Consider the following 15,165-nt stretch of genomic DNA (forward strand, 5'->3'; position numbering starts at 1 on the left):
GGCTTCATCGTGGTCACGCAGGTCGGCAGCCAGACCTTCGGCATCGTCGTCGACGGCGTGTTCCACACCGAGGAAATCGTGGTCAAGCCGATGTCGACGAAGCTGCGTCACATCGACATGTTCTCGGGCAACACCATCCTGGGCGATGGCGCCGTCATCATGATCATCGACCCCAACGGCATTGCCAAGGCGCTCGGCGCCGCCGGCTCCTCGGCCCATGACATGGGCGATGACAATGGCGCGCACCATATCGGCTCGGGCGAGCAGACCACCTCGCTGCTGGTGTTCCGCGCCGGCTCCAACCAGCCCAAGGCGGTCCCGCTCGGGCTCGTCACCCGCCTCGAAGAGCTCCCCGCCGACAAGATCGAGTTCAGTAACGGCCGCTACATGGTGCAGTACCGCGAGCAGCTGATGCCGCTCGTCTCCATGGACGGCGTCACCATCGCGAGCCAGGGCGCCCAGCCGATCCTGGTGTTCGCCGATGACGGCCGCTCCATGGGCCTCGTCGTCGACGAGATCATCGACATCGTCGAGGAACGCCTCAACATCGAGGTCGGCGGCTCGGCGAGCGGCATCCTCGGCTCGGCCGTGATCAAGGGCCAGGCCACCGAGGTGATCGACGTCGGCCACTTCCTGCCGATGGCGTTCGCCGACTGGTTCACCCGCAAGGAGATGAAGCCGTCGATGCATTCGCAGTCGGTGCTGCTGGTCGACGACTCGGCCTTCTTCCGCAACATGCTGGCGCCGGTGCTGAAAGCGGCCGGCTACCGCGTCCGCACCGCGCCGACCGCGCAGGAAGGTCTCGCCGCGCTGCGTGCGCAGAACTTCGACGTGGTGCTGACCGACATCGAGATGCCCGACATGAACGGGTTCGAGTTCGCCGAAACGATCCGCTCCGACAGCAATCTGGGTGCGATGCCGATCATCGGCCTGTCCGCCCTGGTGTCGCCGGCGGCGATCGAGCGCGGCCGTCAGGCCGGCTTCCACGACTATGTCGCCAAGTTCGACCGTCCCGGTCTGATCGCGGCGCTGAAGGAGCAGACCGCGGGCGCCGCCGGTGCCTCCGAGCTGAGCCGGGCCGCGGCGTAGGCATGATGCGGAAAAGTGTGAAGCGGTTTTCCGAAAAGATCATGCTCAGGCAACAGTGCGGCCAGGGACCAGGGGAGACGAGATGAGCAAGAAGACCCAGATCGGCGAAGGCGCCATGGTCGAATACGTCACCGCGATGATCGGCGGCCAGCTGTTCGGCCTGCCGATCTCGCGCGTCCAGGACGTGTTCATGCCGGAGCGCGTCACCCGCGTTCCCTTGTCCTCGCACGAGATCGCAGGCGTTCTGAACCTGCGCGGCCGCATCGTCACCGTCGTCGACATGCGCGCCCGTCTCGGCCTGCCCAGGGACGACGACGGCAAGACGCCGATGGCTGTCGGTGTCGACCTGCGCGGCGAATCCTATGGCCTCCTGATCGATCAGATCGGCGAGGTGCTGCGCCTGCCCGAGGATGGCAAGGAGGAGAACCCGGTCAACCTCGACCCCCGCATGGCCAAGCTCGCCGGCGGTGTTCACCGGCTCGAGGGCCAGCTCATGGTCGTCCTCGACGTCGATCGCGTGCTCGAGCTCAAGACTGAAGTGCAAATGGCTGCCTGAACATTCACGAAAGACATTTAAGACGGAGATCCAAGATGAAGACCTGTTTGGTGGTTGACGATTCCAGCATCGTTCGCAAAGTCGCGCGCCGCATCGTCGAAGCGCTGGGCTTTCACGTCATTGAAGCGGAAGACGGCGTCGAAGCGCTGGTCCATTGCAAGAAGGCGATGCCGGAAGCGATCCTGCTCGACTGGAACATGCCCGTGATGGACGGCTTCCAGTTCCTGGGCACGCTTCGCCGCATGCCTGGCGGCGAAGACCCGCGGGTGGTGTTCTGCACCACCGAGAACGGCATCGACCACATCACCAAGGCGATGGGCGGCGGCGCCAACGAGTACATCATGAAGCCGTTCGACAAGGAAATCGTGCTGGCGAAGTTCCAGGAAGTCGGGTTGGTCGCGCGCGAAGAAGAAACAGCCGCCTGAAAATCCATCTGCCAGTAGCGTCAAGAGGTATCCTGTGAACGCGCCCGATTATGAGTATCTGCGTAAATTGCTGAAGGAGCGCTCCGGTCTCGACCTGTCCGCGGACAAGCAATATCTGATCGAAAGCCGCCTGCTTCCGCTGGCGCGCAAGGCCGGGCTCTCCGGTATTCCCGAGCTCGTACAGAAGCTGCAAGGCGGTTCGAGTGCGCTGATCACCAGCGTGGTCGAAGCCATGACCACGAACGAGACTTTCTTCTTCCGCGACAAGGTCCCGTTCGACCATTTCCGCGACACCATCATGCCCGAGGTGCTCAAGGCCCGTGCCGGCCGGCGCAGCGTGCGGATCTGGTGTGCCGCAGGCTCGACCGGGCAGGAGCCCTATTCGCTGGCGATGACGCTGAAGGAGATGAGCGCGGCCCTGAGCGGCTGGCGCGTCGAGATCATCGCGACCGACCTCTCGCAGGAGGTGCTCGAGAAGGCCAAGGCCGGCGTCTACAGCCAGTTCGAGGTGCAGCGCGGCCTGCCGATCCAGATGCTGATGAAATATTTCAAGCAGACCGGAGAGACCTGGCAGGTCAATCCCGAGCTGCGCGCGATGATCCAGCACCGGCAGCTCAATCTGCTCCAGGACTTCTCACACCTCGGTACGTTCGACGTGATCTTCTGCCGCAACGTGCTGATCTATTTCGATCAGGAGACCAAGATCAACATCTTCAATCGCCTCGCCCGCCAGATCGAGCCCGACGGCTTCCTGGTGCTCGGCGCTGCGGAGACCGTGGTCGGGCTGACCGATACGTTCAAGCCGATTGCGGATCGCCGCGGCCTGTACAAGCCGAACGACGCGCGTGCGGTGGCGGCCAATGCTGCAGCGGCCCCGCGCATGGCGGCGATGGCAGGTCGATAGGCATGGCCGAGGATGGCAAAGGCGTCGAGCGCGTCACGTTCAGTCGGGGCTATGATGTCTGCATCATGGCGATCGACGGCACGTGGCGGCGCGACTGTACGCTCAACGCGATTTCCGACAGCGACGCCATCCTCACGGTGGAGGGCTCCATTCAGGGATTGAACCTGAAGGAGTTCTTCCTGCTGCTGTCGTCCACTGGGCTTGCCTACCGCCGTTGCGAGCTTGTGCGGGTCAACGGCGCCGAGATGGACATCCAGTTCCTGCGTGGCAAGAACCGCAAGAAGCGTGGCGCTGCCAGCGGCCATGATGCGGTGGCGTGATCGCCCCGCGTCACATCCGACGCTTTCCTGACGCGTTGCTTCACATTTTCTGAAAACATCCGAGCGAATTCCAAGGTCCGGCTTTACGCGGCTTAAGCGCGCACCGTGTATCGATTGACGGTCGCAATCTCAGGGTCCGGCCATGCCAAGAAGCTCTCTTTCCCCCATCTCCTCGAACCTGCCCGATGCCGCCGAGCGGCGCGCGCTTCAGCTCCTCGTGGTCGATGACGATGCCACGCAGCGCAGCCTGATCACGGTGGCCGCCAAGCAGGCGGGCCACGAGGTCACCGTCGCGCCGTCGGTGGCCGAAGCGATCGAAAAGCTGCGCGCCGCGCGCTTCGACTGCGTGACGCTCGATCTCGTGCTGGAGGATGGTGACGGCGTCGACGTCCTGCGGGAGATGGCCGCGGCGAAATTCACCGGGTTCGTGATCGTGATCAGCGGCATGGACGGCAAGCGCCGCAGCGCCGCCCGCAGCTTTGCCCGCTCCGTCGGGATCGAGCTGCAGAGCCTGCCGAAGCCGCTCGATCTTGCCGCGCTGCGCATCAGCCTCGCCAATCTCGGCAAGACGGCGATGGGCCTGCCGACGATTCATACCTGGGGCGGCGTCGCCAGCGACGCAATCGTGGAGCGGCACCGCGCCTGAGGCGCGGAACTGCCATGCAATCGGCTGCGGCAATTCAGCCGCGTCGATGCAGACTAGGGCGGATTACCGGATTCCGACAGTTTTTGCAGGGCCTGGCGGAGCTCGGCCCGGCAGGTATTGAGAGCCGCACTTGCCGTGGCATAACGGGGCGTGACGTCGTCGAGCACGACGATCTCGATGGAACCCAACTCGGCGCTCAAGTCGGCGCTGTCGTCTTCCGATTCCATATCATCGGATGTCATGGCAGCGTCGATCAGACGCATGCTGATGTCGATGCGTGCGATCAGGGAACGCAGTTCGGCTGCAATCAGCTGACGACTGTCGGTTTCGGCCATCGCTGCGAGCGGGGGCGTGCCGGCGTAATTTAGCATGGATATTCTCCGTCCCCCGCAATAAGGCACCTTGCCGCTACTTGTGCGTTAAGTTCATGTCCCGTACAAATGCGGGTGGGCCGAATCCGCGCCGAAAACCATGGATGGGGCGCGGACGCGATCCTTGAATGCCAAATGGACTTGGCGGTCGCCTTGGCAAATGGACATGGCACATGGTCGAACAAACCTCCCGTGGTGAGATTTTCGTGGTCGACGACGACCCGGCTGTTCGCGACACCCTGTCGATGGTGTTGAAGGCGGCGGGCTATGAGGTGATCTGTTTTGCGGACGGCGCAGCATTGCTTTCCGTCGCGCGAAGCCGCACGCCGGCTGCGGTCCTGCTCGACGTGAACATTCCCGGAAAGTCGGGCCTCGACATTCTCAAGGAGCTGCACGGCGAGGACTACCCGGCCCCGATCTTCATGATCTCCGGCCAGGGTGACATTGCGATGGCGGTGGGCGCGATCAAGAGCGGCGCGCTCGATTTCATCGAGAAGCCGTTTCGCGGCAGTGAGATCGTCGGCCGCCTGGATGAAGCGATCGGCGCCTATGCACGCAGGCAGTCGGAGAGCGCCTCGCCGAAATTCGGCTCGCTGCATTTCCCCGGGCGGGAGCCGCTGACCCGTCGCGAGCGCGAGGTGCTCGAGCAATTCGCTGCCGGTGCTTCCAACAAGGAAGCCGGCCGCACCCTCGGCATCAGCCCGCGCACCATCGAAGATCACCGCGCCAACATCATGAAGAAGCTCGGCGCCCGCAATGCCGCCGACCTGATCCGGATCGTGATGACCGCGGCCCAGCGCGCGTCGTAGCGACTGGCTCTCTCTCGTGCCCCGGACGCGGTGCTCTGCAGCGCGTCCGGGATACGAGAGCGCGCCCTCAACTGTCCAGCGCCTTGCGGATGATCCGCGCCAGATCGGACTTGCGATAGGGCTTCGCCAGCAGCAGCACGCCCGAATCCAGCCGGCCGTGGTGGATGATCGCGTTCTCGGTATAGCCTGACGTGTAGACCACCTTCAGGCCGGGACGCGTCTTCAACACCTCGTCGGCGAGCTGCCGTCCGTTCATCTTGCCTGGCATGATGACGTCGGTGAACAGCAGATCGAACGGCTTGCCGCTCGCAACGATCGTGAGCGCGTCGGCGGCATTGGCTGCCTGCAAGGTGACGTAACCGAGCGAGTGCAATTGGGCGAGCACATATTCGCGCACCAGGCGGTCGTCCTCGACCACGAGGATGGTCTCCTGCCCACCCTCGACCGTCGTCGCCGGGACGCCGTCATTGACCGCGGTCGGCGTCTTGCCCGGCGGCAGATACATCTTGATCGTGGTGCCGTGGCCTTCCTCGCTGTAGATCTTGATGTGCCCCGCGGACTGCTTGATGAAGCCGTAGACCATCGAAAGCCCGAGCCCGGTGCCCTTGCCCGGGCCTTTCGAGGTGAAGAACGGATCGAACACGCGCGCCAGCATGTGGGATGGAATGCCGGTGCCGGTGTCGCTCACTGCGATCAGCATGTATTGGCCGGGCCGGACGTCGTTCACGCTGGCATAGATCTCGTCGAGATAGGCAGCGCCGGTCTCCACGATCAGCTTGCCGCCGCCAGGCATCGCGTCGCGCGCATTGAGGGCCAGGTTGAGGATCGCCGTGGTGAGCTGGTTCGGATCGACGATCGCGACGCAGTTCTCGTCCTCGAACACGGATTCGATCTGGATCTGCTCGCCCAGCGTCGGCCGCAGCAGTCTCGCGGTGTCGATGATCAGCGAATTGACGTCGATCTCGCGCGGCTGAAGCGGTTGCTTGCGCGCGAACGCGAGCAGATGCTGGGTCAGCTCGGCGCCGCGCCCGGCCGCCTCGTCGATCATTTTCGTAATCGCGGCCAGCCGAGGATCCTTGGCCACGGCCTCGGCCAGGATCTCGATGGTCCCGGTGATGACGGTGAGGATGTTGTTGAAATCATGCGCCACGCCGCCGGTGAGCTGGCCCACCGCCTCCATCTTCTCGGCATGGCGGATGCGCTCCTCGGACGCGATCTTGTCGGTGAGGTCGCGGTAGAACACGTTGAACAGAATGCCCTCGCGGCGCCGCAGCGCAGTGACACTCAGCTCGGCCTTGAATTCCTTGCCGTCGCGGCGGCGGACCATGAGCTCGCGACGGCGGTTGAGCGTCTGCCCTTCGCCGGAATCGAGGAACTGGGCGAGGCCGGCCTCGGCCCTTTCGCGCTCGCTCTCCGCGACGATCAGGTCGACCGCGTTCTTGCCGAGCGCCTCGTCGCGCCGCCAGCCGAACAGCTCCTCGGCCCGCGAGCTCCAGTTCAGGATGGTGCTGCGATCGTCGGTCTGGACGAAGGCGTCGAGCGCGGTCTCGACGATGTTACGGGCAAGCTGCTCGCTCTCACGCAAGGATTCGGCCGCGAGCCTGGCCTCGGTCATGTCGCGCCCGACGAAGAAGAAGCGCTTGGCTTGATCCGACCAATTGCCGAGCCAGGAGAGCCAGATCTCGCGCCCGTCCTTGTGGAAGACCCGGGTGTCGGCGAGCTTCGGGTGTCCGCCGCGCCGAAGCGCGCGCATCTCCGCGCGGGATCGAGCGAGGTGGTCGGGGTGAATGAAATCGGCGCCGGTACGCCCGATCATCTCGTCGGGCCGGTAGCCGAGAACGGTCTCGCAGCTCGGATTGATCTGCACGATCTCGCCGTGCGAGTTCGTGATCATGATCAGGTCCTGCGAGGTGTCGAAGAGCTGCCGCCGTTCCTCGAGGGTCTGTTGCAGCGCCCGCTCGGCCCGCCGCGCCTCGGTCAGGCTGCGCGCCGAGCCCGAGACGCCGAGCACCTCGCCTGACGGTCCCCTGATGGGGGAGAGGCTGAGTGAGATCTCGACCGGAGTGCCGTCCTTGCGCAGGCGCACCGTCTCGAAGCGTTCGATCGGCTCGCCCCGGGCAATCCTCCGCAGGTAGTCCTTGCCTTGTTCGCGGCGGTCGGCCGGGACGATGATCGCGGTGGACTTTCCGATCGCCTCATCCGCCGAATAGAGATAGAGGCGTTCGGCGGCGGGATTCCAGCCGGTGATGATGGCATCGAGCGACTGCATCACGATCGCATCGTCCGATGACTCGACCGCGGCGCTGAACAGGCGCTCGCGCGCCTCGTGATGGATACGCGCGGCCTCGGTTCGGCGATGCTCCTCGATCTCGCGTTGGAGCGCGGCGGTTTTCACCCGTGTCTCTTCGACCATCTGCGCAAAGGCCCGCGCCAGCACGCCCGTCTCGCCGCTGGCATCGACAGGTATGTCTGCCGGCCGTCCGTCGCCGATCGCCTCCACAGCCTTGGTCAGGCGCCCGATCGGGCTGGTCAATGAGCGCGCCAGCAACACGGCGAGGGCAGCTGCGGCCAGAACGGCCAGCACGCCGACAAGCAGTGAGGTTTTCTGGACGGCCGCCGGCACGCGGTTGAACACCGGCGGCGGCACCCTCTCGATGACTGCGATCCATTCCTTGCCTGCGAGCAGCGTCGGCGCAATCGCCGCCCCGCTCGGCCTGCCCGACGGATCGGTCATCAGTTCCGTGGCTTCCCCCGGCGTACCGGCCCGGGGTGCAAAAAACGGAAAATCACGGCGCCAGTCGGTCGGGTGGCCGCGCAACGAGCCGAATTCCTGCGCGCGGTCGGGATGAACCAGATAATCACCGCGCGCATTCACGACGAAAATCTCGCTCCCGGCAGCCGTGGTGGAGCGGACGCGGTCGAGTGCGGGCCGCATGTCGATATTGGCGACGATGATGCCGAACGGCTTGCCGTCGGGCGTGAACAGGGGCGCCGCGACCCGCAAGGTCGGAATGTGAAGGTCCGTGGTGCCGCCCTGGCGGCTGGCAAGATCGACGGGTGAGACATAGATCTCGCCCGGCGGCAGCCGGATCGTTTCTTGAAAATAAGTCCGCTCGTTCTTGCGCTCCAGCTCGCTGTTGGGGACGATCCGCGCCGCTCCATTCGGGCCGGAGCGATCGACGCGGACCAGCTCGCGCTGGTTGTCGTCAATGCCGATGATTCGAAACTGCCCGTAGCCGGGTTTGGCGTCGATCTCGGCCGCGAGTCGCTCTGCAATGCGCTCGCGCCAGGTTTGCTCCGAAACGCCGTCGAGGGGATCGATGCCGCCTCCGAGATGGGCGCGGATCAGGCCGTTGATGGCGGCGGCGGAGCGATAGCCGAGCAGATCGCCGCGCGCTCCGGCGACGTAGGATTCGAGATTGCTCGCCAGCAGCCGCGATTGGGCTTCAACGCGTTCCAGGACCCGCGGGATGACGGCCTGGGTGGCATTGCGATAGCTAAACCAGCCGACGGCCGCCACGGTCACCGCCACCAGCAGGATCATCGCGATGGCGAGCCGGCTTGCGAGCGTCATGCGAATATTGGCGTCGCTCCCGGAATTGCGGCGCCCATTCCGGCTTGGAACGGAACGAAGGTCCTTGTCATCGGCCGCCGGTGCTGACATCGGCCCCCTCCGACTCGCCTGCCTTCAGGCAGCGGTCGACCGCCGCGAACAGCGCATCCACCCGGAACGGCTTCTGCAAGCTCGTGACCGCGCCGAGCTTGGTCGCCATCTTCAGGAAATCCGGCTCGGCATAGCTATCCGGCGTGATCGATCGGCCGGATATGACGACGACCGGTATTTTCGGCTGCAGTGCCTGGATGTGCCGCATGGTTTCCAGCCCGTCCATGCCTGGCATGAAGATGTCGAGAAACAGCAAATCGAACTGGCCGCCTTCGAACAGGGCAAGGGCCTTGCGACCGTCGCCGGCGACCGTCACGTCGTGGCCGGCCCGCTCCAGCAGCAGCCGGATCGTCCGCTGAACGGACGGGTCGTCATCCACGATCAGGATGTTGGCCACGCTAAAACCTCCGGGTCGGATGGCGATGTGCCCCTCGACCCATCAAAGCTCCGAATTATGAAATTGTTGCGCGGATTGTGCCCGCCCTGCAAGCACTTCGCGGCCGGCGGGACGGACCGGCCCGCCGTTGCGCGGCGCTGGCGGCTATGCACCTCTACGTGCATAGCAGGGGCCCGCTCCGCCGCCCCTGGAGTGCCTTGCGAGAGGTAGATGGCCTGTGAGAAGAGCAGGTCAAATTTTCCGACGGGACAAGGATCATGACCAGGAAGAAAACACCCGACCAGCTCCGCAGCACGCGTTGGTTTGCGCCCGACGATCTCCGCTCGTTCGGCCACCGCTCCCGCGCCATGCAGATGGGCTACGCCCCGGAGGAGTGGAAGGATCGGCCCTGCATCGCGATCATCAACACCTGGTCCGACGCGCAGCCGTGCCACATGCACTTCAAGTCGCGCGTCGACGACGTCAGGCGCGGCATCCTGATGGCCGGCGGCCTGCCGGTGGAATTGCCGGCGTTGTCGCTCTCGGAATCGCTGCTGAAGCCGACCACGATGCTCTATCGCAATCTCCTTGCAATGGAAGCCGAGGAGCTGCTGCGCAGCCATCCCGTCGACGGCGTGGTGCTGATGGGCGGCTGCGACAAGACCACGCCCGCGCTGCTGCTGGGCGCAACCTCGATGAACATCCCGGCGATCTATCTGCCGGCGGGACCGATGCTGCGCGGCAATTGGAAGGGCAAGACGCTCGGCTCCGGCTCCGATGGCTGGAAATATTGGGACGAGCGGCGCGCCGGAAAGATCTCAGACAAGGACTGGCTCGACATTGAAGCCGGCATCGCCCGCAGCTATGGCACCTGCATGACCATGGGCACGGCCTCGACCATGACCGCGATCGCGGAGGCGATCGGCATGACGCTGCCGGGCGCCTCCTCGATTCCGGCCGCCGACGCCAATCATATCCGCATGGCCTCGGAATGCGGCCGCCGCATCGTCGAGATGGTGTGGGAGGACCTGACGCCGAAGACGATCCAGACCCGCAAAGCCTTCGAGAACGCGATCGCGGTCGCGATGTCGATGGGCTGCTCCACCAACGCGATCATCCATCTGATCGCGCAGGCGCGCCGCGCCGGACAGGACATCGGGCTCGACGATTTCGAGATCGCGAGCCGCAAGGTGCCTGTGATCGCCAATGTGCGTCCGAGCGGCGATGCTTATTTGATGGAAGACTTCTTCTATGCCGGCGGCCTGCCGGCGCTGATGGGACAGATCAAGGACCATCTGCACCTCGACTGCATCACGGTGACCGGCAAGACCCTTGGCGAGAACATCGACGGCGCCGAGGTGCACAATGCCGATGTGATCCGCTCCGTCGGCAATCCCATCTACAAGGAGGGCGCGCTCGCCGTGCTCAAGGGCAATCTCGCGCCCGATGGCTGCGTCATCAAGCCCTCCGCCTGCGCGCCACGCTTCCTCAAGCACACCGGGCCCGCGCTGGTGTTCGACGACTATCCGTCGATGAAGAAGGCGGTGGACGATCCCGACCTCGACGTCACCGAGGACCACATCCTCATCCTGCGCAATGCCGGACCGCAGGGCGGTCCCGGCATGCCGGAATGGGGCATGCTGCCGATTCCGACAAAACTCGTGAGGCAGGGCGTGCGCGACATGGTGCGCATCTCTGATGCGCGCATGAGCGGTACCAGCTACGGCGCCTGTATCCTGCACGTCTCGCCGGAGTCGTATATCGGCGGTCCGCTGGCGCTGGTGCAGAACGGGGACCGCATCACGCTCGACGTCGCCGCGCGCACCATCAACCTCGATGTCTCAGAGGCCGAGCTCGACAAGCGCCGCGCCGCCTGGAAACGGCCCGAGCCCCGCTTCGAGCGCGGCTATGGCTGGATGTTCACCAGGCATATCAAGCAGGCCAATGACGGCTGTGACTTCGACTTCCTCGAAACCGATTTCGGCGCGCCTGTTGGCGAGCCGTCGATTTACTAGCGCAACTGTCATTCCGGGACATCGCGAAGCGATGGGCCCGGAATCCATCGTGCCGCAGTCCGTGTCGCTTGATGGATTCCGGGTTCGCGCCAAGTGGCGCGCCCCGGAATGACGAAAGAGAGAGCATCAGATGACAAAACTCAGCGAAGCCACCCGTACCAAGCTCAAATCCGTCTCCACCGCCACCGTCGCCACCGCGCTGTTCAAGCGCGGCCTGCGCATCCAGATGATCCAGAATGTGCATCCCGTCGGGCCGGACAAGCCGACCATGGTCGGCGAGGCCTTCACGCTGCGCTACATGCCGGCGCGCGAGGATCTCAACACCATCGACGTCTTCAAGGATCGTTCCCATCCGCAGCGCAAGGCGGTCGAGGATTGTCCGCCGGGCGCCGTGCTGGTGATGGACAGCCGCAAGGACGCGCGCGCGGCCTCAGCCGGCGCGATCCTGGTGACGCGCTTGATGAAGCGCGGTGTCGCCGGCGTCGTCACCGATGGTGGATTTCGCGATTCCGCAGAGATCGCCAGGCTCGGCATTCCCGCCTACCACCATCGCCCCTCGGCGCCGACCAATCTCACGCTGCACCAGGCGATCGAGATCAACGTTCCCATTGGGTGCGGCGATGCGCCGGTGTTTCCCGGCGACGTCATTCTGGGGGATGCCGACGGCGTGATCGTCATCCCAGCCCATCTCGCCGATGAGATCGCCAACGAAACCTTCGAGATGACCGCGTTCGAGGATTTCGTCACCGAGGAAGTCGGGAAGGGGCGCGGCATCTTCGGCCTCTACCCCGCGACGGATCCGCAGACACTCACCGACTTCGCGGAATGGCGGAAGAAGAACGGCCGCTAGGTTGAGCGCAGCGTCGTCCTGACGAAAGCCGGGACGACGCCGGGGCTATGCCCCAGCCTCCGCCATCCCCGTTGCCCACAGTGCAAAAGCGTAAACGATCGCGACTTCATCGAGCCGGTCGAAGCGTCCCGAGGCGCCGCCGTGGCCGGCGCCCATGTTGGTGCGCAACAGCACCGGACCGCCGCCGGTCATGGTCGCGCGCAGCCGCGCGATCCATTTGGCGGGCTCCCAATAGGTGACGCGCGGATCGGTCAGCCCGCCCATCGCCAGAATCGCCGGATAGTCCTTCGCCGCGACATTGTCGTAGGGCGAGTAGGACAGGATGGTGCGGAAATCCGTCTCGCTCTCGATCGGGTTGCCCCATTCGGGCCATTCCGGCGGCGTCAGCGGCAGCGTGTCGTCGAGCATGGTGTTGAGCACGTCGACGAACGGCACTTCGGCGACGATGCCTGCGAACAATTCGCCGGCGCGGTTGGCCACCGCGCCCATCAGCATGCCGCCGGCCGAGCCGCCATGGCCGACGATGCGTTTTGCACGCGTGTACTTCGCATCGATCAACGCGCGAGCGCTGGCGGCGAAATCGTCGAACGAGTTGGTCTTCTTCTCGCGCTTGCCGTCGAGATACCAGCCCCAGCCCTTGTCGGCCCCGCCGCGGACATGGGCGATGGCGTAAACGAAGCCGCGGTCGACCAGCGACAGGCGGTTGGCGTTGAAGGAGGCCGGCATCGCCGCGCCGTAGGAACCATAGCCGTAAAGCAAAAGCGGCGCCGCGCCGTCGAGCTCGAGGCCGCGGCGATACAGGATCGAGACCGGCACCTCGGCGCCATCCTGCGCTTTCGCCATGATGCGGGTGGTGACGTAATCGGCGGCGTCGTGGCCGGACGGAATCTCCTGGCGCTTGCGCAAGCTGCGCGTGCGCGTGACCATGTCGTAGTCATAGACTTCCGACGGCGTCGTCATCGAGGAGTAAGAGAAGCGCAAATTCGTCGTGTCGAATTCGTAGGAGCCCATCGTATCGAGCGAATAGGCGGCCTCGTCGAAGGCGATCGCGTGCTCCTCCCTGGTCGTGAGATCGCGGATCACGATCGACGGCAACGCATTGGCGCGCTCCAGCCGCACCAGATGGCCGGCATAGAGGTCGAGGTCGATGATGTAGATGCCCGGACGATACGGGATCAGGTCGCGCCAGTTCGTGCGCTCGGGTGAGGACAGCGGCGCGGTGACGATCTTGAAGTCGATGGCATCGTCGGCATTGGTGAGGATGAACAGCTCCTCGCCGCGGTCGGCCAGCGAATATTGCACGCCTTCCTCGCGTGCGGCGACGAGGCGCGGCGGCGCCTCGGGATGCGCGAGATCGATCAGCCGCTGCTCCGACGTCTCGTGGTCGCCACCGGCGATCACGCAGAAACGACCACTGGTGCTCTCGTGCAGATGGGTGAACCAGCCGGAATCCTGCTCTTCGTAGACCAGCGCGTCGTCGGCCTGCTGGGTGCCGAGCCTGTGCCGCCACACCTGCATGGGGCGGTGATTGTCGTCGAGCTTCACATAGAAGAAAGACTTCGCATCCGCGGCCCAGACCACGCCGCCATCGGTCTCTTCGACGACATCGTCGAGATCCGTGGCCGTCGCCCAGTCGCGCACGCGGATGGTGAAATACTCCGAGCCCTTGGTGTCGGCGCTCCAGGCCTGCAGCTTGTGATCATTCGAGTGGCGGCTGCCGCCGAACTTGAAATATGCGTGGTCTTTTGCCAGCGCGTCGCCGTCGAGCACGATATGCTCGACGCCGCCGTGACGCGGCATGCGGCCGAACAGCTCGTGCTGACCGCCCTCGCGAAACCGGCGGAAGTAGGCGAACGGTCCGTCCGGCGACGGCACGCTGGAATCGTCCTCCTTGATGCGACCGCGCATCTCGCGCACCAACGTCTTTTGCAGGCTTGCGGTGTGGCCCAGCAGGCTCTCGGTGTAGCCGTTCTCCTCATCCAGATATTTGCGGATATCGGGATCGAGTAGCTTTGGATCGCGCAGCACCTCCTGCCATTTCGCGTCCTTCAGCCAAGCATAGTCGTCGGTCACGGTGATGCCGTGACGGGTGAACGAATGCGGCCGGCGCGGGGCGACGGGAACTGTCAGGGGTGTGCTGGCGGATTTGGGCAAATCGATCCTCGTGGCGAGTCCTGGCGTGTCTTGGCGTGTCTCGCGTCTATATCAGATCATAGGTGGGGAATTTAAAGACGGCTGCTGGGGACGTGAGACACCAAAGCTGCCTCATCCTCCGCCGTCGTCCCTACCTAGTGCGCAATTGCGCACGGGGCGCAGGGACCCATAACCCCAGGGAGGAGTTTGGCGAAGACCTTCAGTTAAGAGGTTCTTGCGCGGTACTGGGACCGCGCCTTATCGATGGATCACGCGGTATGGGTCCCTGCTTTCGCAGGGACGACAGCGGAGTTGGTTTACACCGCCACCTGCTCGCCGAGATACGCCACCGCGGCCTCGAGGCCGCCCTTGCCGTGCGGGATCTTCAGCGCGTTGAGGCCGACCTCGATGACGCCGAGCGTGCCGAGCAGCATCGGCGCGTTGACATGGCCCATATGGGCGATGCGGAAGGCCTGTCCCGAGAGATCGCCGATGCCGGTGCCGAGCACGACGCCGCACTTTTCCTTGCAATAGCGCTGCAGGACCGCGGGATCGTGGCCACTGGTCATGGTTACCGTGGTCACGGTGTTGGAGCGCTCATGCGGCTCGGCAACGTTGAAGCCGAGCACCTGGCCCTCCGACCATGCGCCGACCGCGCGGCGCGTGGCTTCGCCGAGCAAGGCGTGGCGGCGGAACGCGTTCTCCAGGCCTTCCTCGTGCAGGAGGTCGAGCGCCTGGCGCAGCGCGAACAACAGATGCACCGGTGCGGTGCCGGCATATTTGCGATAATGCTCGGTGCCTTCGCGTTCGCTCCAGCTCCAATAGGGCGTCGCCATGTTCGCGCTCTTGTGCGCGTCCAGCGCGCGCTCATTGGCGGAGACGAAGCCGAGGCCGGGCGGTGTCATCAGGCCCTTCTGCGAGCCGGACATCGCGACGTCGACACCCCATTTGTCCATCTCGAACGGTATGCAGCCGAGCGAAGCCACGGTGTCGACCATGTAGAGCGC

Annotated in this window: 14 protein-coding genes; 9 read left to right on the top strand and 5 right to left on the bottom strand. The window is 64.8% G+C overall.

Features of this window, described 5'->3' with window-relative positions; all coding sequences use genetic code 11:
• The 6 genes from BM222_RS39000 to BM222_RS39025 form a co-directional block, all read left to right on the top strand.
• Positions 1 to 1,089: response regulator (locus BM222_RS39000; protein ID WP_143106034.1), on the top strand; the 1,089-nt coding region annotated here is incomplete at its 5' end.
• A gap of 82 nt (positions 1,090 to 1,171) precedes the next feature.
• The gene (locus tag BM222_RS39005) at positions 1,172 to 1,645 is read left to right on the top strand and encodes a chemotaxis protein CheW (protein ID WP_092239912.1); all 474 of its coding nucleotides are present in this window, start codon (positions 1,172 to 1,174) and stop codon (positions 1,643 to 1,645) included.
• A 35-nt stretch (positions 1,646 to 1,680) separates the two neighbouring features.
• A complete protein-coding gene (locus BM222_RS39010; RefSeq protein WP_092239913.1) occupies positions 1,681 to 2,070 on the top strand; it encodes a response regulator in 390 nt (129 codons plus the stop codon).
• A 34-nt stretch (positions 2,071 to 2,104) separates the two neighbouring features.
• Positions 2,105 to 2,974, top strand: a complete 870-nt coding sequence (locus BM222_RS39015; RefSeq protein WP_092239914.1) for a CheR family methyltransferase — start codon at positions 2,105 to 2,107, stop codon at positions 2,972 to 2,974.
• 2 nt (positions 2,975 to 2,976) lie between these two features.
• Complete coding sequence (locus tag BM222_RS39020) at positions 2,977 to 3,294, top strand: pilus assembly protein PilZ (RefSeq protein WP_092239915.1); 318 nt, start codon at positions 2,977 to 2,979, stop codon at positions 3,292 to 3,294.
• Positions 3,295 to 3,436: 142 nt separating this feature from the next.
• Complete coding sequence (locus BM222_RS39025; RefSeq protein WP_092239916.1) at positions 3,437 to 3,940, top strand: response regulator; 504 nt, start codon at positions 3,437 to 3,439, stop codon at positions 3,938 to 3,940.
• Between the two features lie 53 nt (positions 3,941 to 3,993).
• Here the strand turns inward: BM222_RS39025 and BM222_RS39030 are convergent, their stop codons facing one another.
• Positions 3,994 to 4,311, bottom strand: a complete 318-nt coding sequence (locus BM222_RS39030) for a hypothetical protein (protein WP_092239917.1) — start codon at positions 4,309 to 4,311, stop codon at positions 3,994 to 3,996.
• 173 nt (positions 4,312 to 4,484) lie between these two features.
• Between BM222_RS39030 and BM222_RS39035 the strand changes: the two genes are divergently transcribed.
• Positions 4,485 to 5,120, top strand: coding sequence for a response regulator transcription factor (locus BM222_RS39035; RefSeq protein WP_092239918.1), 636 nt, complete (start codon positions 4,485 to 4,487; stop codon positions 5,118 to 5,120).
• Positions 5,121 to 5,187: 67 nt separating this feature from the next.
• Here the strand turns inward: BM222_RS39035 and BM222_RS39040 are convergent, their stop codons facing one another.
• Positions 5,188 to 8,784 (bottom strand): PAS domain S-box protein, encoded by a 3,597-nt coding sequence (locus BM222_RS39040; RefSeq protein WP_092239919.1) that lies wholly within the window; start codon positions 8,782 to 8,784, stop codon positions 5,188 to 5,190.
• Complete coding sequence (locus BM222_RS39045; RefSeq protein WP_092239920.1) at positions 8,762 to 9,181, bottom strand: response regulator; 420 nt, start codon at positions 9,179 to 9,181, stop codon at positions 8,762 to 8,764. Before BM222_RS39045 ends, BM222_RS39040 begins: the two co-directional genes overlap by 23 nt.
• Before the next feature lie 257 nt (positions 9,182 to 9,438).
• On the opposite strand from BM222_RS39045, the gene araD reads away from it, so the two are divergent.
• Both araD and BM222_RS39055 read left to right on the top strand, forming a co-directional pair.
• On the top strand, positions 9,439 to 11,175 hold the full coding sequence (gene araD / locus BM222_RS39050; protein ID WP_177243746.1) for an L-arabinonate dehydratase: 1,737 nt from the start codon (positions 9,439 to 9,441) through the stop codon (positions 11,173 to 11,175).
• A gap of 130 nt (positions 11,176 to 11,305) precedes the next feature.
• Positions 11,306 to 12,025 (top strand): ribonuclease activity regulator RraA, encoded by a 720-nt coding sequence (locus tag BM222_RS39055; RefSeq protein ID WP_092239922.1) that lies wholly within the window; start codon positions 11,306 to 11,308, stop codon positions 12,023 to 12,025.
• Between the two features lie 45 nt (positions 12,026 to 12,070).
• Here BM222_RS39055 and BM222_RS39060 read toward each other — a convergent pair whose 3' ends face one another.
• Positions 12,071 to 14,179 (bottom strand): S9 family peptidase, encoded by a 2,109-nt coding sequence (locus BM222_RS39060; RefSeq protein WP_177243747.1) that lies wholly within the window; start codon positions 14,177 to 14,179, stop codon positions 12,071 to 12,073.
• Positions 14,180 to 14,475: 296 nt separating this feature from the next.
• Positions 14,476 to 15,165 (bottom strand): pyridoxal-phosphate-dependent aminotransferase family protein (locus BM222_RS39065; protein ID WP_143106205.1); only part of this gene is annotated, 690 nt, incomplete at its 5' end.

Source organism: Bradyrhizobium sp. Gha (genome assembly GCF_900113735.1).
Classification (GTDB): Bacteria; Pseudomonadota; Alphaproteobacteria; order Rhizobiales; family Xanthobacteraceae; genus Bradyrhizobium.